Annotated in this window: 19 protein-coding genes; 14 read left to right on the forward strand and 5 right to left on the reverse strand. The window is 69.7% G+C overall.

Features of this window, described 5'->3' with window-relative positions; translation table 11 throughout:
- Positions 1-7: 7 nt before the first annotated feature.
- Positions 8-784: a succinate dehydrogenase/fumarate reductase iron-sulfur subunit gene (locus BKA15_RS31815; RefSeq protein ID WP_179757661.1), complete on the forward strand. Its 777-nt coding sequence runs from the start codon at positions 8-10 to the stop codon at positions 782-784.
- 20 nt (positions 785-804) lie between these two features.
- Here the strand turns inward: BKA15_RS31815 and BKA15_RS31820 are convergent, their stop codons facing one another.
- On the reverse strand, positions 805-1656 hold the full coding sequence (locus BKA15_RS31820) for a GH25 family lysozyme (RefSeq protein WP_179757662.1): 852 nt from the start codon (positions 1654-1656) through the stop codon (positions 805-807).
- Positions 1657-1848: 192 nt separating this feature from the next.
- Between BKA15_RS31820 and BKA15_RS31825 the strand changes: the two genes are divergently transcribed.
- The 3 genes from BKA15_RS31825 to BKA15_RS31835 are packed head-to-tail and all read left to right on the forward strand — an operon-like array spanning position 1849 to position 5312.
- Positions 1849-2562, forward strand: a complete 714-nt coding sequence (locus BKA15_RS31825) for a succinate dehydrogenase cytochrome b subunit (protein ID WP_179757663.1) — start codon at positions 1849-1851, stop codon at positions 2560-2562.
- A 1-nt stretch (position 2563) separates the two neighbouring features.
- Complete coding sequence (locus tag BKA15_RS31830; RefSeq protein ID WP_179757664.1) at positions 2564-4534, forward strand: fumarate reductase/succinate dehydrogenase flavoprotein subunit; 1971 nt, start codon at positions 2564-2566, stop codon at positions 4532-4534.
- A 19-nt stretch (positions 4535-4553) separates the two neighbouring features.
- The gene (locus BKA15_RS31835) at positions 4554-5312 is read left to right on the forward strand and encodes a succinate dehydrogenase/fumarate reductase iron-sulfur subunit (protein ID WP_179757665.1); all 759 of its coding nucleotides are present in this window, start codon (positions 4554-4556) and stop codon (positions 5310-5312) included.
- 60 nt (positions 5313-5372) lie between these two features.
- Here the strand turns inward: BKA15_RS31835 and BKA15_RS31840 are convergent, their stop codons facing one another.
- The 4 genes from BKA15_RS31840 to BKA15_RS37110 all read right to left on the reverse strand — a co-directional run bounded on the left by BKA15_RS31840 (position 5373) and on the right by BKA15_RS37110 (position 11427).
- A complete protein-coding gene (locus tag BKA15_RS31840; protein WP_179757666.1) occupies positions 5373-6911 on the reverse strand; it encodes a hypothetical protein in 1539 nt (512 codons plus the stop codon).
- On the reverse strand, positions 6898-7419 hold the full coding sequence (locus tag BKA15_RS31845; RefSeq protein WP_179757667.1) for an RNA polymerase sigma factor: 522 nt from the start codon (positions 7417-7419) through the stop codon (positions 6898-6900). Before BKA15_RS31845 ends, BKA15_RS31840 begins: the two co-directional genes overlap by 14 nt.
- Positions 7420-7750: 331 nt before the next feature.
- On the reverse strand, positions 7751-9523 hold the full coding sequence (locus BKA15_RS31850) for an ABC transporter ATP-binding protein (RefSeq protein WP_179757668.1): 1773 nt from the start codon (positions 9521-9523) through the stop codon (positions 7751-7753).
- Entirely contained in the window at positions 9520-11427 is a 1908-nt protein-coding gene (locus BKA15_RS37110) for an ATP-binding cassette domain-containing protein (RefSeq protein ID WP_179757669.1), read from the reverse strand. Before BKA15_RS37110 ends, BKA15_RS31850 begins: the two co-directional genes overlap by 4 nt.
- 235 nt (positions 11428-11662) lie before the next feature.
- Here BKA15_RS37110 and BKA15_RS31860 point away from each other — a divergent pair, with 235 nt between their 5' ends.
- The 10 genes from BKA15_RS31860 (at position 11663) to dprA (ending at position 22378) form a co-directional block, all read left to right on the forward strand.
- Positions 11663-13252 (forward strand): ABC-F family ATP-binding cassette domain-containing protein, encoded by a 1590-nt coding sequence (locus BKA15_RS31860; protein ID WP_179757670.1) that lies wholly within the window; start codon positions 11663-11665, stop codon positions 13250-13252.
- A 152-nt stretch (positions 13253-13404) separates the two neighbouring features.
- A complete protein-coding gene (locus BKA15_RS31865) occupies positions 13405-15675 on the forward strand; it encodes an Ig-like domain-containing protein (protein WP_179757671.1) in 2271 nt (756 codons plus the stop codon).
- A gap of 270 nt (positions 15676-15945) precedes the next feature.
- Complete coding sequence (rplS, locus tag BKA15_RS31870; protein WP_179757672.1) at positions 15946-16302, forward strand: 50S ribosomal protein L19; 357 nt, start codon at positions 15946-15948, stop codon at positions 16300-16302.
- Between the two features lie 21 nt (positions 16303-16323).
- Positions 16324-17316 (forward strand): signal peptidase I, encoded by a 993-nt coding sequence (lepB, locus tag BKA15_RS31875; protein WP_312879589.1) that lies wholly within the window; start codon positions 16324-16326, stop codon positions 17314-17316.
- Complete coding sequence (gene lepB / locus BKA15_RS31880) at positions 17303-18088, forward strand: signal peptidase I (RefSeq protein ID WP_218871662.1); 786 nt, start codon at positions 17303-17305, stop codon at positions 18086-18088. Before lepB (BKA15_RS31875) ends, lepB (BKA15_RS31880) begins: the two co-directional genes overlap by 14 nt.
- The gene (locus BKA15_RS31885) at positions 18088-18813 is read left to right on the forward strand and encodes a ribonuclease HII (RefSeq protein WP_179757674.1); all 726 of its coding nucleotides are present in this window, start codon (positions 18088-18090) and stop codon (positions 18811-18813) included. Before lepB (BKA15_RS31880) ends, BKA15_RS31885 begins: the two co-directional genes overlap by 1 nt.
- Positions 18814-18837: 24 nt before the next feature.
- Positions 18838-19158 carry a DUF2469 domain-containing protein gene (locus tag BKA15_RS31890; RefSeq protein ID WP_179757675.1) on the forward strand — a complete coding sequence of 107 codons (321 nt, stop codon included), beginning with the start codon at positions 18838-18840 and terminating at the stop codon, positions 19156-19158.
- 141 nt (positions 19159-19299) lie between these two features.
- Positions 19300-19674: a YraN family protein gene (locus tag BKA15_RS31895; protein WP_179757676.1), complete on the forward strand. Its 375-nt coding sequence runs from the start codon at positions 19300-19302 to the stop codon at positions 19672-19674.
- A complete protein-coding gene (locus tag BKA15_RS31900) occupies positions 19674-21221 on the forward strand; it encodes a YifB family Mg chelatase-like AAA ATPase (protein ID WP_179757677.1) in 1548 nt (515 codons plus the stop codon). Before BKA15_RS31895 ends, BKA15_RS31900 begins: the two co-directional genes overlap by 1 nt.
- Positions 21218-22378, forward strand: a complete 1161-nt coding sequence (gene dprA, locus BKA15_RS31905; protein WP_179757678.1) for a DNA-processing protein DprA — start codon at positions 21218-21220, stop codon at positions 22376-22378. The genes BKA15_RS31900 and dprA overlap by 4 nt, the downstream gene beginning before the upstream one ends.
- The last annotated feature ends 27 nt before the right edge of the window (positions 22379-22405 follow it).

Raw genomic sequence — 22405 nt, forward strand, 5'->3', positions numbered from 1 at the left:
GTTGATCATGGGATACGACCTGAAGATGCGGATCTGGCGCGGCGACGAGTCGGGCGGCGAACTGACCGACTACACCGTGCAGGTCGAGTCCGGCGAGGTCGTGCTGGACGCGATCCACCGGCTGCAGGCCACCCAGGCCGGTGATCTTGCGGTCCGGTGGAACTGCAAGGCCGGCAAGTGCGGCTCCTGCAGTGCGGAGGTCAACGGCCGGCCGCGGTTGATGTGCATGACCCGGCTGTCCGACTTCGACGAGACCGAGACGATCACCGTCACGCCGATGCGGACCTTCCCGGTGGTGCGCGACCTGGTCACCGACGTGTCCTTCAACTACGAGAAGGCGGCCGAGCTGCCGGCCTTCGCGCCGCCGCCCCGGGACGCCGACGGCAAGCGGCGGATGATGCAGGTCGACGTCGAGCGCGGCCAGGAGTTCCGCAAGTGCATCGAGTGCTTCCTCTGCCAGAACACCTGCCACGTCGTTCGTGATCATGAGGACAACAAGCCCGCGTTCGCCGGGCCGCGCTTCTTCCTCCGGTACGCCGAGCTGGACATGCACCCGCTGGACACCCACGATCGCCGCGAGCTGGCCCAGGGCGCGGCCGGCCTCGGCATGTGCAACATCACCAAGTGCTGCACCGAGGTCTGCCCGGAGAACATCAAGATCACCGACAACGCGATCATCCCGATGAAGGAACGCGTGATCGACCGCAAGTTCGACCCGCTGGTCTGGCTCGGCAACAAGATCGGCATCCGGACCAAGGACTACCGGGACCGCGAGGACTCCTAGATCTCAGGGAACGTCGGGCTTCAGTCGATCGGGCCGCCGGTCGCGTACTCCTGCAGCTGGGCGTAGTCGCCGGCGTACCGGTTCTGATCAAGCGGCGTGTCCGTGTACTGCCAGAACGTCCAGCCGCCGCTCCAGCCGGCCGGGATCTTCTCCGGCGGGGTGGACCGCCAGGCGGCGAGCCAGAGCGGGTTGGTCTCGCCGAACGCGGCACTGTTGCCGGTGCACTTCTCCCACCAGTAGTAGCCGGTGTAGATCACGGCCTGGCGTCCGGTCCGCTCGAAGTAGCGGGTGGTGAAGGCGCGGATCCAGGTGATCATCTCGTCCTGAGTCAGGCCCCAGCACTCGTCGAAGTCGAAGTACGGCCCCTCGATGTCGAGCACACCGGGCAGGGTCTGCCCGTCGGCCGACCAGGAGCCGCCATGATCGACGAAGAAGTCGGCCTGCACGTCGCCGGGCTTCCCGTCCGGCCGGGCGAAGTGGTACGCGCCGCGGATGAAGCCGGCGTAATAGGAGTCCGTGTACTGCGCACTGAACTTCGAGCTCCGGAAGGTCGAGCCCTCGGTCGCCTTGACGTAGGCGAACCGCTTCCCGTCCTGCCAGTGCTTGGCCCAGTCGACGCTCTTGTTGTGACCGGAGACATCGATGCCGAGCACGGCCGGAGGCTCTTCCGGGGCGGGGGCGGCCTGGGAGCGATCGCGCCGTTCGCGAGGTCCGGCCGAGCGGTCGTCGCCGCCGCCCATCCGTCCTCCTTCGCCGATCACGATCTGGTCGTCGCTGGTGGGAGTCTCCGCGTACGCCAGCGCAGGGCTGAGCGCCAGGGCCAGCAGCGCGACGGCTGTGGCGACGAGGGGACGGCGTCTGGAGAGGTACATCTGCGGGATCCATCTGTCGTACCGGTGATCTCCGCCACTCGCCCCGACGTGCTGCCAGGAACGACACCCCGAACGCAACGGTTCGCGCTAACGGTAGCGGCAATCGGTGGGTTTCCGACAGCCCTGAGAGATCCGCCACAAAGGGCGTTCTGGATTTAAGACCAGCGAGCCTCAGGTTCTAGTGTTACCCACGTGGCAGGCACAATCGTGACGCCGGCGCGGCGTGCGGCGAGGTCGACGGTCGGGTTGAAGGCGCTGATGGCGATCAGCGGACTGATCATGTACGGCTATTTGATCTTGCACATGGGCGGCAACCTGTGGGTGTTCGGCGGGCAGCAGGCCTTCGACACCTACGCGCACCACCTGCGGACGATCGGCGAGCCGATGGTGCCGCACTCGACGGTGCTCTGGATCGTCCGGATCGTCCTGCTGGCCTGCGTGGTCGCCCACATCTGGTCGGCCGTGGTGCTGGCCCGGCGGTCGCATCACGCGCGCGGCGGCATCGGCAAGCGGTACGCGTCGAACCAGCACCGCCGCGGCATGCAGCGCAGCTACGCCTCCTTCACCCTGCGCTGGGGCGGCGCGATCATCGCGTTGTTCGTGATCTACCACCTGCTGCACCTGACCCTGAACGTGATCGCGCCGGGCGGCGCCAGCGACAGCCCGTACCTGCGGTATGTGGCGGGCTTCAAGATCTGGTGGGTGCTGCTGTCGTACGTGATCGCCCTGATCGCGGTCGGCTTCCATCTGCGGCACGGCCTGTGGAGCGGCCTGACCACGCTCGGCGCCAACTTCAGCGCGGGCACCCGCCGAGTGCTCAACCAACTGGCGACCGCGGTCGCGTTGGTGATCATCGTCGGCTTCCTGACCCCGCCCGTGCTGATCTTCCTAGGAGTGGTGGGCTGAGATGAGCGAGATCAACATCGATTCGGTCGACGCGGACTCGATCTACGTCGAGGGCGAACCGATCCAGGACCGGAAGGCTCCCGACGGCCCGATCCAGGACCGCTGGGACAAGCGGAAGTTCGGCGCCCGGCTGGTCAACCCGGCCAACCGCCGGAAGCTGCGGGTGATCATCGTCGGCACCGGTCTGGCCGGCGCCTCGGCGGCGGCGACGCTCGGCGAGGCCGGCTACGCGGTGACGAGCTTCTGCTACCAGGACTCGCCGCGGCGGGCCCACTCGATCGCCGCGCAGGGCGGCATCAACGCCGCGAAGAACTACCGCAACGACGGCGACTCGGTCTACCGGCTGTTCTACGACACGGTGAAGGGCGGCGACTTCCGGTCCCGGGAGTCCAACGTCTACCGGCTGGCCCAGGTCAGCCTGCAGATCATCGACCAGTGCGTGGCGCAGGGCGTCCCGTTCGCCCGGGAGTACGGCGGACTGCTGGACAACCGCTCCTTCGGCGGCGTGCAGGTGTCGCGGACCTTCTACGCCCGCGGCCAGACCGGGCAGCAGCTGCTGCTCGGCGCGTATCAGGCGCTGGAGCGCCAGGTCGCCGCCGGCACGGTCGAGGTGCACACCCGGCACGAGATGCTGGAGTTGATCGTCGTCGACGGCCGGGCTCGCGGGGTCGTGGTCCGGGACATGGTGACCGGCGAGATCGAGCCGCATTTCGCCGATGTCGTGGTGCTGGCGACCGGTGGTTACGGCAATGTCTTCTATCTGTCGACGAACGCGATGGGCTGCAATGTCACCGCCACCTGGCGGGCTCACCGCAAGGGCGCCTATTTCGCGAATCCCTGTTACACGCAGATCCACCCGACCTGCATTCCGGTGTCCGGGGAATACCAATCCAAGCTCACTCTGATGAGCGAATCGCTGCGTAACGACGGCCGGATCTGGGTGCCGAAATCCGGCGAGGACAAGCGAGATCCGCGGGAGATCCCGGACGAGGACCGGGATTACTACCTGGAGCGGATCTATCCGAGTTTCGGCAATCTGGTGCCGCGCGACATCGCCTCCCGGGCCGCGAAGAATGTCTGCGACGAGGGTCGTGGTGTCGGCCCGGGCGGGCTCGGCGTCTATCTTGATTTCGCCGACGCGATCAAGCGGATGGGCCGCAAGGCGGTCGAGGCGAAATACGGCAACCTCTTCGACATGTACGCCCAGATCACCGGCGAGGATCCGTACCAGGTGCCGATGCGGATCTACCCGGCCGTGCATTACACGATGGGCGGCCTGTGGGTGGATTACGACCTGCAGTCGACCATTCCCGGGCTGTACGTGACGGGCGAGGCGAACTTCTCCGACCACGGGGCGAACCGACTCGGCGCGAGCGCGCTGATGCAGGGGCTGGGGGACGGCTATTTCGTGCTGCCGAGCACGATCAACGACTATCTGGCCGACGGTCCGTTCGAGCCGGTCGACGCCTCGCATCCGGCGGCGGCCGAGGCGATCGAAGCGGTGCAGGGCCGGATCGAGAAGCTGTTGTCGATCAGGGGGAGCCGTACCGTCGACTCGTTCCACAAGGAACTCGGCAAGATCATGTGGGAATACTGCGGGATGGAGCGCACCGAGGCCGGCTTGCGCAAGGCGATCTCCGAGATCCGCGAACTCAAGGCCGAATTCTGGTCCGATGTCCGCGTGCTGGGCGGTAACGAGGAATTGAATCAGGCGCTGGAACGGGCCGGCCGGGTTGCCGACTTCTTCGAACTCGCCGAATTGATGTGTACCGACGCGCTGGTCCGCCGGGAATCCTGCGGCGGCCATTTCCGTGCCGAGAGCCAGACCGAGGACGGCGAGGCGCTGCGCAACGACGCCGAGTTCGCGCACGTCTCGGCCTGGGAATTCGGCGGCGAGAACGGCAAGCCGATCCTGCACAAGGAACCGCTGGTCTACGACTACGTCGAGCTGAAACAGCGCAGCTACAAGTGATCAGAATGGAGCGCGGCAAGTGAAGATCACGGTACGGGTCTGGCGGCAGTCCGGCCCGGACGCCAAGGGCGAACTGGTGTCCTACCCGGTCGACGACGTCTCGGAGCACATGTCCTTCCTGGAGATGCTCGACGTCCTGAACGAGCGGCTCACGCTGGCCGGCGAGGACCCGATCGCGTTCGACTCCGACTGCCGGGAAGGGATCTGCGGCATGTGCGGCGTCGTGATCAACGGCGTCCCGCACGGCCGCGGTGATTCGTCCGTGCCGACCACGACCTGTCAGCTGCACCTGCGGTCCTTCTCCGACGGCGACGTGATCGACATCGAGCCGTGGCGGGCCGACTCGTTCCCGGTGATCAAGGACCTGGTGGTCGACCGCGGCGCGTTCGACCGGATCATCGCCGCCGGCGGCTACATCGCCGCCAACACCGGCTCGGCACCGGACGCGCATGCCGTGCCGGTGCCGAAGTCGGACGCCGACGACGCCTTCGACGCCGCCACCTGCATCGGCTGCGGCGCCTGCGTCGCCGCCTGCCCGAACGGCTCCGCGATGCTCTTCACCGCGGCCAAGGTTACCCACCTCGGCCTGCTCCCGCAGGGCCAGCCGGAGCGCAAGTCCCGGGTGCTCGCGATGGTGGAGCAGCACGACGCCGAGGGCTTCGGCAACTGCACCAACATCGGCGAGTGCACCGCGGTCTGCCCGAAGGGGATCCCGCTCGAGACCATCTCCCGGCTCAACCGGGACCTGCTCGGCGCCATGCTCCGCCCCGGCAACTAGGGACGCGCGACACTTGCCCCTCCCCACGAGACCGTCCGGTCGGCGTGCCGCCGACCGGGGTCAGTTCGCGAGGCGCTTGGCTGCGGCCGGCAGGATGTCGGCCTGCGGGTGCGGGCCGGCGATGTTCTCCTCCGGATCGGCGTCCCAGTTGGAGTCCATCCCGAAGCCGACGGTGACGGTGATCGCGAGGCGGTCGCCGACTCGGACCAGGCCGACGGACTCCCAGAAGGCGCCCTCTCCGTCACCCCAGTCGGGCCGCTGGTAGACGAATTCCGTGAAGCGAGCGGACGGCACCTTGCCGCGCACCGGGTACCACTGGTCGAACCCCCGCACCGGACCACCGCCGGGTGCCCGGAAGCCGTCCGAGTCCAGCGCGTCGGCGCAGTTCTCGATCCAGCCGCTGACGGTGTCGTACGCCTGCTTGGCCTGCTCCTCGTTCTGGAACTGCAGCGCGCTGGCGTACATCGTCGGCTGGCCGTACAGGGGATCCGAGCTGTCGGCGCTGGCCTCCGGATCGGTGATCTTGTAGTTGAAGCTGCGGGTCTGGAGGTCGACCGCGCCGAGGTTCTCCAGGCTCTGCAGGCAGGCCGACGGACGGGTCGACGGCCGCGCGCTCCGCTTGTACTCCTGGGCTTCCAGTCCCTCGTGCTGCGGCAGGTCACCGGCCCGGAGCAGATTGTCGTCGGACAACGAGCGGGTCGGCGTCGGGGCGGGTGTGTCCCGTACCGGCTCGCCGGCCAGCCGGGACGCCGCCTTCGGCAACGACCTGATCATCGGATCCAGCGGCAGCCCGGTGCTTTCGGCCTGGTCCTGGTTCTGGGCCCAGTTGTGGTCCTCACCGCCCGCGCGCAGCGTCATCACGACCAGCTCGACCCGCGCACCGGTGAGGATCACGCCGTACTCCGAACTCATGGTCTGCGACCCGGACGCATCCTCGAGTTGATCGGCCTGCAGGACGCGGTACTGCGCCTCACCCTGGCCGATCGGGACCTTCACCCAGTCGTAGACCTTGACCCTCTCGTGGCCGGCTTCGGTCAGGGTCTGCTCGCACGCGTCGCCCCACTCGACGAGCTTCGCGTACGCCCGCCGGGCCGCCGCGGCGTCGCGGAACTCGAGCGCCGTCGCCGATGCGGTGTCCTCGCCCATCAGATAGGTCCGGTGCCGCAGGTGCTCAGCGTCGAACGCCTCGAGCTGGTCCTGCAGGCACTCGCTGACCACGCCGTAACCCTGCTCACCGGACCGCGTCTGGTTCCGGGTCTCGCCGATCTTCCAGTCGCCCGGTCGCTGCCACTCCAGGTCGGTCTCGGTCGGCAGCAGGCGGTCCGAGAACGGGACCGGCGGTGCCGCGGTGACCGGTGGCGGCGTGGTGCCGCCGCCGGACGGGTCCAGCGGCACCAGGTTGGCCTGGTTCAGGATGCCGCCGCCGACGACTCCGGCCAGGATCGCCACCGCCAGCGTGCCGGCCGCAGCGGCGATCCGCCGGCGCCGGCCGCGCTGCTCGCCGCGGGCTCGGATCTCCTCGGGTGGGCTGGGCCGGGCTGCGCGCTCGCCCACCTGGGCCAGGTCGCGCAGGTCGTCCAGCGGGTCACGGCCGGTCATGTCGCACCTCGCTTGCGGGTTCGTCGGGCTGCGGTTCGTCCTGGAGGAGGGAGGCGAGGGCGGTGCGCCCTCGGGACAGCCGGGCCTTGATGGTCCCGACCGGTGAGCCGACCTCCTGCGCGATCTCGGCCACCGACAGATCGCACAGGTGATGCAGCACGATCGCGCGCCGCTGGTCGGCCGGCAGCTGGGCCAGCGCCTGGGCCAGCGCGACCCGGGTGACGTCCGGCTCCGGCGGCGACTGTTCCGGCTGCTTGGCCCGGTCCGGCGGCAGCAGCGCCCGGCGCGCCCTCCGCCAGCGGCTCACCGCCAGCCGGTACGCGACCGTACGGACCCAAGCTTCCGGCGACTGCTCGGTGTCCAGGATCCGGCGCTTGTCCCAGGCTCGGACGAAGGCCTCCTGCACGCAGTCCTGCGCCTCGGCGAGGTTGCCGCACATGGCGTAGATCTGACCGACGAGTCGGCTGAACGACGCGTTGTAGAACGCGTCGAAGGAATCCGAATCCATCAACTTCCCCGTAGTCGGGCGAGCACCACGGCTCGACCCGATCGCCGAACCTTCCTGGTGCATCATGCCCGGAAGGACGGTCGAGGTCACGGTTGTGCCGCTCACGGCGCGCCCCGGTCCATCGGATTCCCTCTCGCTGGGGATCTGTTCGCAGGGGTTACGCCCGGTGTCGCGGCGGGGTTGCATACCCATTGCACATTTTCTGCGCAGGATCACATCGGCCAGCGTCGACCTCGCCGAATGGACCCAAAGGGCACGAGATCGTGTCCACAAGGTGCCCCTTGTGTCCAGTCAGCGATGCCGGAATCCATGTGACTTGCGCTGGGGCGGGTCAGCGGTAGGCGCGGGCCTGCAGCTCGAACAGCCGGGCGTAGTGCCCGCCGGCGGCGAGCAGGTCGGCGTGACTGCCGAACTCGGTGATCCGCCCGTCGGAGACGACCACGATGAGGTCGGCCATCCGTACCGTGGAGAACCGGTGCGAGACCAGGATGGTCACCGCGCCGGTGCGCCGGGCCAGGTCCCGGGCGGCCTGTCCGTAGCGGTCGTAGATCGCAGCCTCGGCCTCCGGGTCGAGTGCGGCGGTCGGCTCGTCGAGCAGCATCAGCAGCGGCTCGGGTCGCATGAAGGCCCGGGCCAGCGCCAGCCGTTGCCACTGACCGCCGGACAACCCGACGCCGTCGGTGAACCGACGGCCGAGCATCGTCTCCAGCCCGTCCGGCAGTGACTCGACCACCGGGCCGGCCTCGCCGGACCGGACCGCGTCGTCGAGGATGACGCGGTCGTCGCGGCGCTTCAGGTCGCCGACGCCGACCGAGTCCGACGCCAGGAACTCGAAGGTGGCGAAGTCCTGGAAGCCGGCCGAGATCCGGTCCCGCCAGGCCGCCGGGTCGAGCTCGGTCAGCGGCGTGCCGTCGATGGTGACCCGGCCCTCGGACGGGTCGTACAGCCGGGCCAGCAGCTTCACCAGGGTCGACTTCCCGGCGCCGTTGTCGCCGACGAACGCGACGGTACGGCCGGCCGGCAGAGTCAGGTCGACCCGGTCCAGCACGGTCCGGGTCGTGCCGGGATAGCTGAACGACACGTCCTCGAACCGGATCCCGCGGGTCAGCCGCTCCGGCGGAGCGCCGAGGCTGCCGGACCAGGCGTGCTCGGTGGCGTAGTCGCGCAGCCACTGGTACCGGCCGAACGTCTGGGCCGCGCCGATCACGATCGCCAGGTTGGCCGCCATCCCCTGAGCCGTGGTCGCGATCTGCGGGCCGATCAACACGACCAGGATCACGTCGCCGGCGGTGGCCTGGCCGGCCTGCGCCCAGCCGAGCACGCCGACGATCGCGACGGCGTACCCGGCGCCGAAGACCACCCAGGCGAGGCCTTCCAGCACGCCGTACCGCCGGGTCATCCCGACCCACGGGATCCGCCGGGCGTCCATCGCGCCGCGGACCACCTCGACCAGCGGCGCGACCAGCCCGAAGCAGCGCACCTCCACGCCGTGCTTGGGCTCGGCGAGCAGATCGGTCACGCCGTTGGCCAGCCGGCGGAAGCGCTCGTTCTCGCGCCACAGGCTGTTCCGGCGGTGCAGCAGCAGCGCCGAGACGGCCGCCGGCAACATGGCCAGCAGCAATAGCAGGTTGAGCAGCGGGTCGACCGAGCTGAGCATGACGATCACCGTGGTGACACCGCTGACCACGCCGATCGTCATCAGCATCCGCCAGATCCCGCCCAACTGGTGCGCGTCCCGCTCGATCAGCGAGACCCGGTCGGCCAGCTCGGGGTTCTCGTGGTGGGCCAAGGACGGGATCCCCGCGGTCAGCCGGAGCAGGTCGTCGTAGACGTAGCGGACCACCTGGTCGTCCAGCGTGTCGCCGAGCGGCCCGGCGATCTGGTTCGCCGCCGTGGAGACCAGCAGCGTGATCACCGTGACCGCGACGCCGGACATCAGCGTGTCTGCGCCGGTGGCGCCGTCGATGATCAGCTTCACGCCGTACACCGAGATCGGGCCGAGCGCGGCGCCGAGCACCGTGGTGACGCACATCAGCAGGGTCAGCCGGGGGTTGGCCCGGAACGCCGTCCCGATCCAGAGCGCGAGGATCCGCAGCATCGTCATCGGGCCACCTCCCCGTTCTCGACGAGTTCCGGCACGGTCGGTTCATGATCATCGACGTACCGGCTCGCCTGCAGCCGGAACATCGCCGCGTACCGGCCGGCGGCGGCCATCAACTCCTCGTGACTGCCGGCCTCGGTGATCCGGCCGCCTTCCAGGACGCAGATCCGGGGCACCGGCCGGACCACCGAGAACCGGTGCGAGATGATCAAGGACGTGACGCCGGAGGTCAGCTCGAGATAGCTGTCCACCATCCGCGCCTCGGACTCGACGTCGAGCGCCGCGGCCGGCTCGTCCAAGATCAACACGCCGGCTCCGGCGGCCACCGCACGGAGCGCCCGGGCCAGCCCGATCCGCTGCCACTCGCCGCCCGACAGGTCGGTGCCGCCCGGAATGGTCTTGCTCAGCGGCGTGCCCCAGCCGGTCTTCAGCTTCTCGATCAGGTCGACGATGCCGGCTCGTTCGGCGGTGGCGTCCAGTTCGGTGGTGTCCGGCAGCCGGTCCGCGGCCAGGTCGATCCGGCCGGACCAGATCCGGCCGGTGCCGAGCGCGACGTTGTCCCCGGCGGCGAGCGGCAACCGGACGAAGTCCTGGGTGATCGGGGCGACCCGGCGCTGCCAGGCCCGCCGCTGGTCCAGGTCGAGGTCGGCCAGGTCGACGCCGCCGACCAGCACCCGGCCCGAGGTCGGCAGGTAGGCGCCGCAGGCCAGCTTCACCAGCGTCGACTTCCCGGCGCCGTTCACGCCCACCAGCGCCACCGCGTCGCCGGCCGGCAGTTCCCAGCTGAGCCCGCGCAGGATGTCGGACTCGGCGCCGGGATAGCGGAAGGTGACGTCGTCGAACACGATCGACGGAGCGCCGGCCGGCACCGGCGCCGGTTCCGGGGCGGTCCGCGGGCTGGTCCGGATCCGCTGCAGGACGGCCTTGGCCGGGGCGATCCGGTCCAGCCAGGCCAGCACCGCCACGCCGCGCTGGAGCTGGCCGAGCGACCAGAGGTCGGTGCTGCCGATCGCCATGATCAACGAGAGCGCGGTGGCCAGCGCGGTCAGGTCGATCCGGCCGTCCGAGGCCAGCCACGCCGCGTACCCGATCGCGGCGCAGGTGACCAGGACCCGGCCGCCGCCGATGGCGAGATTGATCATGGCGCCGCGGCGCCGCTTGCGCCAGTACGGCAGGTAGGCCGACGTGATGTTGTCCCACCAGCGGCGCCGGATGAAGCCGGTCAGGCCGAAGATCCGGATCTCCTTGGCCGACTTGCCCATGCCCTGCTCGAACGCGTAGTACGCATGCTTCTGCGGCTCGGTCTGGCCGGACCAGACGTCCATCTCGGTCATGATGATCCGGCGCAGGTACTCGCCCTCGGCCAGCGCGCCGAGGAACAAAAGCACCGCGACCCAGGGGGACAGGGTGACGGCCAGCGCGACCGACGTCCCGATCAGCCCGAGCCATTGGGTGATGCCCGGCCCGGTCGCCATCCGCAGCGCCATCTCGATCTCCCAGCGCCGGTTCCGTACCTTCTGCACCTGGGCGGCGGCGTCGGAGTCCTCGGCGACGGAGAGGTCGGGGGAGTCGGACAGGGCCAGCCCGATCCGGGAGGTCGCGTCCCGCTCGGACAGGCCGATCAACTGCTCGCCGGCCGACTTCGCGACCAGCCCGACCCCGTGCCCGACCACCAGCAGGATCAGCAGCGCGGCCAGGGACTGGTTGAAGTCGGGATCGAGCCCGGCCGCCACCACGCCGGGCAGCATGCCGATCACCCGGCCGGTGAAGATCGGCACCGCCACCAGCAGGCCGGCACTGAGCAGCGCCGACAGCACGGCGAACACCGTGTTCAGCGGACTCAACCGCCAGGAATACCGGATCAGCCGAAGCACGTCGTTGTCGCTCCTCGCAAGGGGGTTCGTCACCCGCCGAGGCAGCCCCCCGAGCGAGCCTGTCGAGCCTACGAGGCACCACTGACAGCGGCAACGGAATAACCGCCGGCGGGCGGGCGCTATGCTTCTTCGTCGGTGGTTCGGCCACCTGTCCCTGTCGTCGACCAGAGGAGCGCCCGTGTCGATCTGAGGTCCGTCACCTCAACCCCTGGCCCTTGATCAGCCATCCGCGCGGTCGGGCCGACTCGACGACCTCAGGAGGCGCTCCATGCCCGACGTTCTTGTCTGCCATCAACTTTCGTTCGCCTGGCCCGACGGCACCGTGGTGTTCGACCGGCTGGAGGTCGCGTTCCCGCGCGGCCGGACCGCGGTGGTCGGCCGCAACGGCGCCGGCAAGTCGACCTTGATCAAACTCCTGGCCGGCGACCTCTCGCCGACCTCCGGTACGGTCACCGGCGCGACCCGGATCGGCTACCTGCCGCAGGATCTGGTGCTCGCCGCGGACCGTACCGTCGCCGAGGTGCTCGGCGTCGCCGACGTGCTGGCCGCCCTGGCGGTGGTCGATCGCGGCGAGGGAGGCGAGATCGAGTTCGAGGTGATCGGCGACCGCTGGGACGTCGAGGCCGAGGTCGGCGCCGCCCTGTCCCGGTTCGGCTTCGACGGGATCGGCCTGGACCGGACCATCGGCACCCTGTCCGGCGGCGAGTCCGTCCTGATCGCGCTGGCGGCGCTGCTGTTGGACCGCCCGGACGTGCTGATCCTGGACGAGCCCACCAACAATCTCGACCGGAACGCCCGGGAGCGGCTGTACGCGGCGGTCGACGACTGGCGCGGCGCGGTGATCCTGGTCAGCCATGATCGGGAACTGCTCGAACGGGTCGATCAGACCGCCGAGGTGCGCGACGGCGAGGTACGGATCTACGGCGGTCCGTACTCCTTATATATGGAGGCCGTGCAGAGCGAGCAGCAGGCGGCACAGCGGGCCCTCCGCAACGCCGAGGCCGATCTGCGCCGGCAGCGCCGCGAACTGATCGAGACCCGGGAGAAGCTGGACCGCCGGCAGCGCTACGCGAAGGGCCAGCAGGACAACGTGCCGCGGATCGTCGCCGGCAACCTGAAACGGAAGGCGCAGGTGTCCGCGGCGAAGCTGATGGACACCTCCCGCGGCGAGCTCGCCGAGGCGACGGCCGCCGTGGCCGCGGCGGAGGAGCGGGTCCGCGACGACGATCTGATCAAGGTCGATCTGGGCGCAACCACGGTGCCGTCCCGCCGGGACGTGGTGATCGCCGAGGACCTGGTGCTCCGCAACGGGCTGGAGCTGTCGCTGCGGATCCGTGGCCCGGAACGGCTCGCGCTGGTCGGCCGGAACGGCGTCGGCAAGACGACCTTGATCAACACGATCATGGGTACGCTCCCCCCGCGGCAGGGCACGATCGAGGTGAAGGTGCCGGCGAGCCTGTTGCCGCAGCGCCTGACCGTACTCGACGACGACGAGACGGTGCTGGCCGGGGTGTCCCGGCTGGCGCCGACCGCCGACGACAACACGTTGCGATCCCAGCTGGCGAAGTTCCTGCTCGGAGCTGAGGTGGTGGCCCGCCGGGTCGGTGATCTTTCCGGCGGGGAACGGTTCCGGGCCAGCCTGGCCGCCCTGCTGCTGGCCGAACCACCGCCGCAATTGTTGATCTTGGACGAGCCCACGAACAATCTTGATCTTGACAGTGTGGCTCAACTCACGTCGGCGCTTCGGCAGTATCGCGGCGCGCTCCTGGTGGCAAGCCATGATCGACATTTTTTGGATGATCTTGAGCTAACCGGAAGGTTGGACCTCGATGCCCGCGATACGGGTGTCGTTGGTTGACGTGACCCCGGAGGAACGGTAGACATACGCGGGGCGACAGGCTCGCCCGTGGGTGCGGGGCTGAAGAACACCGACGAAGGGGACTACGAACCTTGCAAGGGAAGAGAAGGTGGGTAGCTCGGACTCTCGTGCCGGCGCTTGCGTTGGGCGGGATGGTCGGATCACTGGCGTTGGCGACACCCGCCGCCGCCGATCCGGCCGCTGACGCGAGCACGCAGGCCGACATCAAGCCGCTGGTGCTTGATCAGATTCCGGCCGACGGGAGCAATCCCTCGGCGAAGAAGACGATCTGGCTCAACTTTGGCGGCGGCACGGTCACCAACACGAACTGGAACGATCTCAGCGGGTACGAAGAGCTCAAGTTCGAGCCGGCCGACAAGCTGTCGGACGCACAGAAGCTCGAGGCGTACCAGCGCATGGTGCAGGCGTACGCGCCGTTCGACGTGAACGTGACGACCAAGAAGCCCGCGAAGGCCAAGCTGGAGCGGTCCAGCATGGACGACGAGGAATACGGCGGCATCGCGCACATCACGGACAGCAACAGCTCCTCGGCCGGATTCGAGAAGATCTTCGTCCCGGGTGTCGCCGCCGGTAAGGGCGTCGTCTCCGGCTTCGGCGATCCGTACGAGTACGACACGTGGACGACGACCGATGTGTTCGGCGATGCCGGCAACGGCAAGCTCAAGCAACGGGGCAAGGGCACCATCCGCAAGGCCGTCGAGGCGCGCGATGTGCGTACCTACCTCGGCCGGCTGACCGGCGACATCGCGGTCCACGAGGTCGGGCACACGCTCGGCCTCGATCACCAGGGCTGGGACGACGGCGAGACCAAGGAGGAGTACTACTCTCCTGGCGCCGACTGGACCGAAGCGTCCGCGAGCGTCTGGGGTCCGACCATGGGATCCCCGATCGCCAGCATGCACCGTTGGTCGGGCGCATACCCGAACAACAGCAAGGACCAGGACGACCTGGCCGTGATGACCAAGAAGCTGTCGGAGAAGGACGCCACCAAGAAGCGTCTCTACGACAAGGACGGCAAGGTCTACTGGGGCGCGTACTGCACCAATAGCCAGACCGGCGAGGTCGTCAAGGGCGACAGCGAGACCGACGAGTGCTACGACGACGAGCCGCTCAAGTGGCAGAACGATCTTCGTGGCCGGGTCACGTATCGGGACAACCAGGAGTCGAACACCGACAGCCGGGCCCGCGCGCTGACCATCCAGGACGGCAAGGCCGACGCCTGGGGCGAGTTCGTTAAGAACCTCGGTGACGGGGTCGGGAACTGGTACCGCTTCGACGCGGCCGCCGGCCCGATCAGCGTGGCCGTGACGCCGCAGCAGCCGTTCACCGCGCTGGACCTGAAGGTGACGCTGTACGACTCCGAGCTCAAGCAGCTCGCCACCGACGATCCCGAGGTCAAGCCGATCGTGGACGACGGCGGACACGTCGTCGTGCTCGAGGCCACCGGCCAGGACGCCAAGGTCGATCACCTCGGGACCGGCGCTCAGACCTACTTCGTGAAGGTCGAGCAGGCCTCGTTGGGCAGCCTGAACAGCAACACCGTCAAGAAGGCCGGCGCGTCGCCGAAGTACGGCAACCTGGGCGTCTACCAGCTCGCCGTTCAGGGCACCGCGGCTGCGGAGCTTGCTCCGCCGGCGGTCGACCCGACCTACGGTGAGACCGTCGCCGGCACCGGTGTGGCGGGCGCGACCGTCGAGGTGCAGGACGCCGACGGCAAGGTCATCGGCACCGCGGAGGTGGGTGCCGACGGCAAGTACTCGGTCACCCTGGATCCGGCAGCCAAGGAGGGCGACGAGCTCCTGGTCAGCCAGGCCAAGGACGGGCAGCGTTCCCGCCCGGCCTCGGTCACCGTGATCACGGAGGAGAAGCCCGAGGTCAAGGTGAAGGTCGACCCGAGCAAGATCACCGAGGGTGACGACGGCGGCGTGACCGTGGTCGGCACCGGCTTCGCGGCCGGCCAGAAGGTCAGCGGCGTGGTGAACTCGGAACCGGTCGAACTCGGCACCAAGATCGCCGACGACGACGGCAAGGTCGAGTTCGTCTTCGATGGCAGCAAGCTCGAGGTCGGCAAGCACAAGGTGACGCTGACCGCGGACGACGACAAGGACTACACCGGGTCGGCGACGCTGACCGTGGTGAAGGCCGACGACGAGCCGTCGCCGAAGCCGAGTGACGACGAGACGCCGTCCCCGGAGCCGAGCGACGACGAGACCCCGTCGCCCGCGCCGTCGGACGACGAGACCACGCCGCCTCCGTCGGACGACAACGGTGGTGACGACGATGGCGGTCTGCCGTCGACCGGTGCCAGCACCGCGCTGACGCTGTTCGGCATCGGTGGCATCGTTCTGGTCGGCTCCGGCGTCACGATCGCCGCTGCCGCTCGCCGGCGGAACAAGGCCTGATTGACGGCCTGACGCCGCTGTAACAGCTGAACCGGCCCGGTCCTCAGGGGATTCCTGGGGGCCGGGCCGTGCGGCGTTCTCAGGGGCTCGGGTACGACACGGCCGAGCCTCCCCGGGCCGATTTCTGCTCAGCCGTCGCCGTATGGCAGACTTAGCGGCTGTTGTCCTCGGGAACCGCGACTCCTGCCACAGGGGGATCGATCGCGACCGAGGAACCCCGAAACGTCACCATCACGGTAGTGACCTGTGGCACTGGCGAGGAACGAAGAAATGAACGAGCTGATCCGCGAGATCGACCAGGCATCGCTGCGTACCGACGTGCCGGAGTTCCGGCCCGGCGACACCGTACGGGTGCACGTCAAGGTCGTCGAGGGTAACCGGTCCCGGATCCAGGTCTTCGCCGGTGTGGTGATCTCCCGGTCCGGTGGCGGGCTGCAGGAGTCCTTCACGGTCCGCAAGGTGAGCTTCGGTGTCGGCGTCGAGCGGACCTTCTCGGTGCACTCGCCGATCATCGAGAAGATCGAGGTCGAGCGCCGTGGTGACGTCCGCCGAGCCAAGCTGTACTACCTGCGTGATCTCCGCGGCAAGGCGGCGAAGATCAAGGAGAAGCGCGACAACGCTCGCTGATCCGGCCCAGGGACGGTGCCGGTGACCGGTGATGAGGCCGACGAGCCACGCCCGCGCCGAGCGCTGCCGCCGGAGGATGACGACAGCGACGCCGACACGGCCGAGCAACCTCGAGTCGTACCGGAGCGGCGCGAGACCGCGCAGGACCGCCCCGAGCCGCAGCACGCGGCGTGGCCCGAGGACGAACCTGCCGAGGCCGCCGAGCCCGAACCCGAATCGGCCGTGGACGTTCGCGGCGGCCGCGACGAGGACGAGGACGACGAGAAGCAGCTGACCTTCGGGCAGCACGTGCTGGTGTTCTTCAAGGAACTGGCGATCGTCGTCGTCGGCGCCATCGTGGTGGCCGCCCTGCTGCGGGCGTTCGTCGGCCAGATGTTCCTGATCCCGTCCGAGTCCATGCTCAACACGCTGCACGTCGACGACCGGGTGGTGGCCGAGAAGATCACCGGCCTGACCCGCGGCCAGGTGGTCGTGTTCGCCGACCCGGGCGGCTGGCTGAGCGGCCCGGAGGCGCCGGAGCGGGGGCCGTTCGGCAAGGCGCTCGAGTTCATCGGCGTCCTGCCCGAGAGCGGCACCGACCACTTGATCAAGAGGCTGATCGGGCTGCCCGGCGACCGGGTCCGGTGCTGCTCGGCCGACGGCCGGATCGAGGTCAACGGCAAGCCGCTGGACGAGACCGAATACCTGTACACGGACAGTTCCGGCCGCAAGGCCGACCCGTCCGACATCAACTTCGACGTGGTGGTGCCGGCCGGCCGGATCTTCGTCCTCGGCGACAACCGGGCCAACAGCCGCGACTCGCGCTGCCACCTCGGTGACGAACGGGCGGGCATGGTGAAGGGCGAGAACGCCTTCGTGTCGACCGATCTGGTGGTCGGCCGAGGAATCGCGGTCGTCTGGCCGTTCGGCAACCTGCGCGCCTTGGCAATACCGAGTACGTTCTCTGACGTGCCAGCCGGATCTCCGCCGCCCAACAAACCCACGATCGATGCCGGGCCCGATGCGAACTGCTGAGTCCAGGCCGGATGCGGGAAAGTCGGCCGGCCGGCGCCGCTCCCGTACCAGCCGGTTCTTCACCGAACTCATGATCGTCGTCGTCGGAGCCTTGATCGTTTCGACGCTGCTGCGGACCTTCGTCGGGCAGTTGTTCATCATCCCCTCCGGGTCGATGGAGAACACGCTGCAGATCGAGGACCGGGTCGCCGTGCAGAAGATCACGGACTTCCAGCGCGGCGACGTGGTGGTGTTCGCCGACCCGGGCGGCTGGCTGGGCTCCTCCGGCGAGGGCACCGAGGACGACGGGCCGATCACCCAGGGCCTCGAGTTCATCGGCCTGGTGCCCGGCTCCGACTATTTGATCAAGCGAGTGATCGGCATGCCCGGCGACCGAGTGGTCTGTTGCGACAAGCTGAACCGGCTGACCGTGAACGGCGTCGCGCTGGACGAGACGCGCTATCTGTACACGTCGCCGGACGGGCAGCAGGACGAGCCGTCCGACCTCGAGTTCGACGTCACCGTGCCGGAGGGCCGGATCTTCGTCATGGGTGATCATCGGTCCGCCAGCGCCGACTCCCGGTGCCACCTGTCCGACACGTCGCTCACCGGACCCGAGGGTTCCGTCGCGTTCGTACCGATCGATAATGTGGTCGGGCCGGCCTTCGCGATCGTGATGCCGCTCAGCCGGCTGAGCACCGTGCAGCGGCCGCCGATCTTCGATCTCGTACCGGAGCCGAGTGAACCGCCGCCGACGGAAGCGGTGATCAAACCCGAGGGGGTGACCTGCTGATGGTGGCCGGAGGCGAGCCGCTCGACATCCCGCCGATCCAGGTGCGCCGCAACAGCGGGTTATACGGCTACGAACGCGCCCTCTGCCGGGTCGGACTGGGCCCGGTCGCCGGCGCCGACGAGGCCGGCCGGGGCGCCTGCGCGGGACCGCTGGTGGCCGGCGCGGTGATCTTGTCCGACCAGAAGTCGCGGCAGATCAACGGGCTGAAGGACTCGAAGCTGCTGACCGCCGCCCAGCGGGAACGGTGCTACGACGAGATCCTGGCCAAGGCCGTCGCCTGGGCCTGTGTCAGCGTCGAACCGGACGAGTGCGACCGGCTCGGCATGCACGTCGCGAACCTGGCCGCGCTGCGCCGCGCGTTGGGCCGGCTCGACGTCGCGCCGACGTACGTGCTGACCGACGGTTTCGCCGTCGACGGCCTCGGCGTGCCCGGTCTCGCCGTCTGGAAGGGCGATCGGGTGGCCGCCTGCGTGGCCGCCGCGTCGATCATCGCCAAGGTCACCCGGGACCGGATCATGGACGAGTTGGACCGGACCTACCCGGAGTACGAATTCGCCGTGCACAAGGGCTACTGCACGCCGCTGCACCAGGAGAAGTTGGACGCCAACGGGCCCTGCCCGACCCACCGGTGGCGGTTCGAGAACGTCCGCCAGGCCTCCGCGAAGACCGGTATCCGACCGGACCGCACGCGTGGGCTGCTGGCGGGTCTAATGTCGGCATCATGAGTTGTGACGGATGGAGCGCGCGCGGTGAGTAGCGAGGACCTGGAGCAGTACGAGAGCGAACTGGAGCTCCAGCTGTACCGCGAGTACAAGGATGTCGTCGGCATCTTCAACTACGCGGTCGAGACCGAACGCCGGTTCTATCTCTGCAACGCCGTCGATCTGAAGGTCCGGACCGAGGGCGGCGACGTCTATTACGAGGTGTCCATGGGCGACGCCTGGGTGTGGGACATGTACCGGCCCGCCCGCTTCGTGAAGAGCGCCAAGGTGCTCACCTTCCGCGACGTGTCGATCGAGGAGATCGCCCACTCCGATCTCGAGGTGCCGAAGAGCGTCAGCGGCGACTGACCTACCTCAGACCACCGACAGTCCACCCGGCCCGCGGGGACCTTTCCACAGCCCTCGACTCCTGAATACCGTCGTCCACAGATTTTCTGGCGCCCGGCGGATTCGGACGGACGTGCGCAGACTCCCCAGTGGAGGTGCGACATGGCTGACAGATGGAAGGCGCGGGTCGGTCACCGGGGCGAGGACCTGGCGGCGGCTGCGCTGCAAGCGGAAGGGATGCGGATGCTGCAGCGCAATTGGCGTTGCAGCACCGGCGAGATCGACATCGTGGCGAGCGAGGGCGAGGGCGCCGGCCGGACGATCGTCTTCTGCGAGGTGAAGTGCCGGACCGGGCTCGGCTATGGCGACCCGCTCGAGGCGATCACGTACGAGAAGCTGCGCCGGCTGCGGCAGCTGTCGGCCGAGTGGCTGGCCGCCAACGAGCTGCCGCCGACAGGGATCCGGTTGGACGCTATCGGGGTACTGCTCCGCCCGGGTGTGGTGCCGCTGGTGAACCACGTGCGGGGGATCGGCTGATGGGGCTGGCGTGCGCCCGCTCGGTGGCGCTGGCCGGACTGGACGGCCGGATCGTCGAGGTGGAGGCCGACATCGGCGGCGGGCTGCCGCGGACCGTGCTGGTCGGACTGCCCGATGCCGCCCTGCACGAGGCCAAGGACCGCTGCAAGGCCGCCGTCTCCAACTGCGGGCAGCAGTGGCCGCAGTCGCTGCTGACGATCAACCTGTCGCCGGCGACGCTGCCCAAGGGCGGCAGCCACTACGACCTCGCGATCGTGGCCGCGGTGCTCGCGGCAGCGGGGACGATCCCGCAGTCCGAGCTGGCCGGGACCGTGTTCCTCGGCGAGCTGGGCCTGGACGCGCGGATCCGGCCGGTGCGCGGGATCCTGCCGGCCACGCTGGCGGCGGCCCAGGCCGGGTTCGGCCGGGTGATCGTGCCCGTCCGGCAGGCGGCCGAGGCCGGGCTGGTGGCCGACCTCGAGGTGATCGGGATCGCGTCGCTGAGCCAGCTGATCGCACTGGCCCGCGGCGACCAGGTCCCGACCGCGGACCCGGTCGACCTCGTCGATGATCATGGTCCGCCGGTGGATCGCCGGCTCGACCTGGCCGACGTCGCCGGGCAGCTGGAGGCGCGCTGGGCGCTCGAGGTCGCGGCCGCCGGGCGGCATCACTTGTTCCTGCACGGTCCGCCCGGTGTCGGCAAGACGATGCTGGCCGAGCGGCTGCCCGGGCTGTTGCCGGAGCTGACCGTCGAGGAGTCGCTGGAGGTGTCGGCGATCCACTCGCTGGCCGGGTTCGACCTGAGCGAGGGGCTGGTCCGCCGGCCGCCGTACTCCGATCCGCACCATTCGGCGTCGATCCCGAGCCTGGTCGGCGGCGGCTCCCGGATGGCCCGCCCCGGTGCCATCTCCTGTGCCCATCGCGGCATCCTCTTCCTCGACGAGGCGCCCGAGTTCCCGCCGCGGGTGCTGGACGCCCTGCGCGGGCCGCTGGAGTCGGGCGTGATCATGATCGGCCGGAGCGAGGTGCAAGCCCGCTATCCGGCCCGGTTCCAGCTGGTGCTGGCCGCGAATCCCTGCCCGTGCGGCAATGCGGCGACCCGCGGTGCGGACTGCACCTGCCCGCCGATGGCGATCCGCCGGTATGCGGACCGGGTGTCCGGCCCGATCCGGGATCGCCTCGACATCCAGCAGGTGATGCGGCCGATGCGGAAGGCGTATCTGCGGGCGCTCGCCCAGACCGAGTCGACGGCGGTCGTGGCCGGCCGGGTGGCCGAGGCCAGGGCGCGGCAGGCGAGCCGGCTGGCCGACTCGCCGTGGCAGACGAACGGCGACGTGCCGGGGCCGTTTCTGCGGACCAGGCTGCCACCGGCCGAGGGACTGGAGCGCGTCGAGGACGCGGTGAGCCGTGGCTCGCTCAGTCCGCGCGGGGTGGACAAGGTGTTGCGCCTGGCGTGGACCGTGGCCGATCTGGAGGGACGCGACCGGCCGAGCGCCGACGATGTCGCTGTGGCGCTGGCGATGCGGCGCGGCGAACCGCCCGGCTCGGCCCAGCGGGTGGCGTCATGACGACGCCGGAGCGACTCGACGATCGTCGGGCCCGGATGGCGTTGTCGGCGGTCGTGGAGAGCGGGGAGGCGGAGCTCAGCCGGCTGGTCGACGATCTCGGCGCGAGCGAGGTCTGGCGCCGGGCCCGCGACGGCACGCTGGGAGCGCCGCTGGCCGGCCGGGCTGCGAGGCTCGACCTGCGCGCGGTGCTCGCGGACGCCGCCCAGCTCGGGATGCGGTTCGTGATGCCGGGCGACGCCGAATGGCCGGCTCCGCTCGAGGATCTCCGGCGCGCCGAGCCGGTGCAGCGGCGGGGCGGCCTGCCGCTCGGGCTGTGGCTGCGCGGCACGGCCAGGCTGGCCGACAGTTGTCGCCGGGCGGTCGCGATCGTCGGCTCCCGGGCGGCCACGGCGTACGGCACGGCGGTGGCGACCGAGCTCGCCGCCGACCTGGCGGAGCGGCAGGTGACCGTCCTGTCCGGCGGTGCGTACGGGATCGATGCCGCAGCGCACCGCGGCGCCCTCGCGGCCGGCGGGCGGACCGTGGCCGTGCTGGCCGGTGGAGCGGACGTCCCGTACCCGAAGGGGAACGAGGCGTTGCTGGACCGGATCGCCGCGGACCACGTGATCGTCTCCGAGCTGCCGCCCGGGGCCGCCCCGACTCGGATGCGGTTCCTGGCGCGGAACCGGCTGATCGCCGCGTTGGCGGACGGCGTCATCGTGGTCGAGGCGGCACTGCGGTCCGGCGCTCGGAACACGGCCAACTGGGCGGTCGGGACCGGCCGGGTGCTGATGGCGCTGCCCGGCCCGGTCCACTCGACGCTGTCGGCCGGCCCGCACCTGCTGGTCCGGGAAGGCCAGGCGACGCTGGTCACCTCGGCGGCGGACGTGCTCGAGCTGATCTCGCCGGTCGGCCAGCAGATGGCGCCGGTGCAGCGGGGTGAGCGCCGGGTCACCGACGGTTTCGATCCGATCCGGCTGGCCGTCTTCGAGGCGGTCCCGGCCCGCCGCCGGCGGCCCAGCGGTGAGATCGCGCTGATCGCCGGGGTGCCGCTGCGACGGGCCCTGGCCGAGCTGACGGCGCTGGAGGGGGAGGCACTGGTGGATGGCTCGGCCGATGGCTGGCGGTTGGCCGCCCGGACGGGGGAGACCGCCACTCCCCGGGAAGGGGTCGCCTGAGGAGCCGCCGAAGGACAAGGCCCCTGG

The sequence above is a fragment of the Microlunatus parietis genome (assembly GCF_013407955.1).
Lineage (GTDB): Bacteria > Actinomycetota > Actinomycetes > Propionibacteriales > Propionibacteriaceae > Microlunatus > Microlunatus parietis.

What these genes read in the sequence shown, in the direction of transcription:
- BKA15_RS31815 (WP_179757661.1), top strand. Translation starts at nt 8, where the DNA reads ATGGGATACGACCTGAAGATGCGGATCTGGCGCGGCGACGAGTCGGGC.
- BKA15_RS31820 (WP_179757662.1), bottom strand. Translation starts at nt 1,656, where the DNA reads ATGTACCTCTCCAGACGCCGTCCCCTCGTCGCCACAGCCGTCGCGCTG.
- BKA15_RS31830 (WP_179757664.1), top strand. Translation starts at nt 2,564, where the DNA reads ATGAGCGAGATCAACATCGATTCGGTCGACGCGGACTCGATCTACGTC.
- BKA15_RS31840 (WP_179757666.1), bottom strand. Translation starts at nt 6,911, where the DNA reads ATGACCGGCCGTGACCCGCTGGACGACCTGCGCGACCTGGCCCAGGTG.
- BKA15_RS31845 (WP_179757667.1), bottom strand. Translation starts at nt 7,419, where the DNA reads ATGGATTCGGATTCCTTCGACGCGTTCTACAACGCGTCGTTCAGCCGA.
- BKA15_RS31850 (WP_179757668.1), bottom strand. Translation starts at nt 9,523, where the DNA reads ATGACGATGCTGCGGATCCTCGCGCTCTGGATCGGGACGGCGTTCCGG.
- BKA15_RS31860 (WP_179757670.1), top strand. Translation starts at nt 11,663, where the DNA reads ATGCCCGACGTTCTTGTCTGCCATCAACTTTCGTTCGCCTGGCCCGAC.
- BKA15_RS31865 (WP_179757671.1), top strand. Translation starts at nt 13,405, where the DNA reads ATGGTCGGATCACTGGCGTTGGCGACACCCGCCGCCGCCGATCCGGCC.
- rplS (WP_179757672.1), top strand. Translation starts at nt 15,946, where the DNA reads ATGAACGAGCTGATCCGCGAGATCGACCAGGCATCGCTGCGTACCGAC.
- lepB (WP_218871662.1), top strand. Translation starts at nt 17,303, where the DNA reads ATGCGAACTGCTGAGTCCAGGCCGGATGCGGGAAAGTCGGCCGGCCGG.
- BKA15_RS31885 (WP_179757674.1), top strand. Translation starts at nt 18,088, where the DNA reads ATGGTGGCCGGAGGCGAGCCGCTCGACATCCCGCCGATCCAGGTGCGC.
- BKA15_RS31895 (WP_179757676.1), top strand. Translation starts at nt 19,300, where the DNA reads ATGGCTGACAGATGGAAGGCGCGGGTCGGTCACCGGGGCGAGGACCTG.
- BKA15_RS31900 (WP_179757677.1), top strand. Translation starts at nt 19,674, where the DNA reads ATGGGGCTGGCGTGCGCCCGCTCGGTGGCGCTGGCCGGACTGGACGGC.
- dprA (WP_179757678.1), top strand. Translation starts at nt 21,218, where the DNA reads ATGACGACGCCGGAGCGACTCGACGATCGTCGGGCCCGGATGGCGTTG.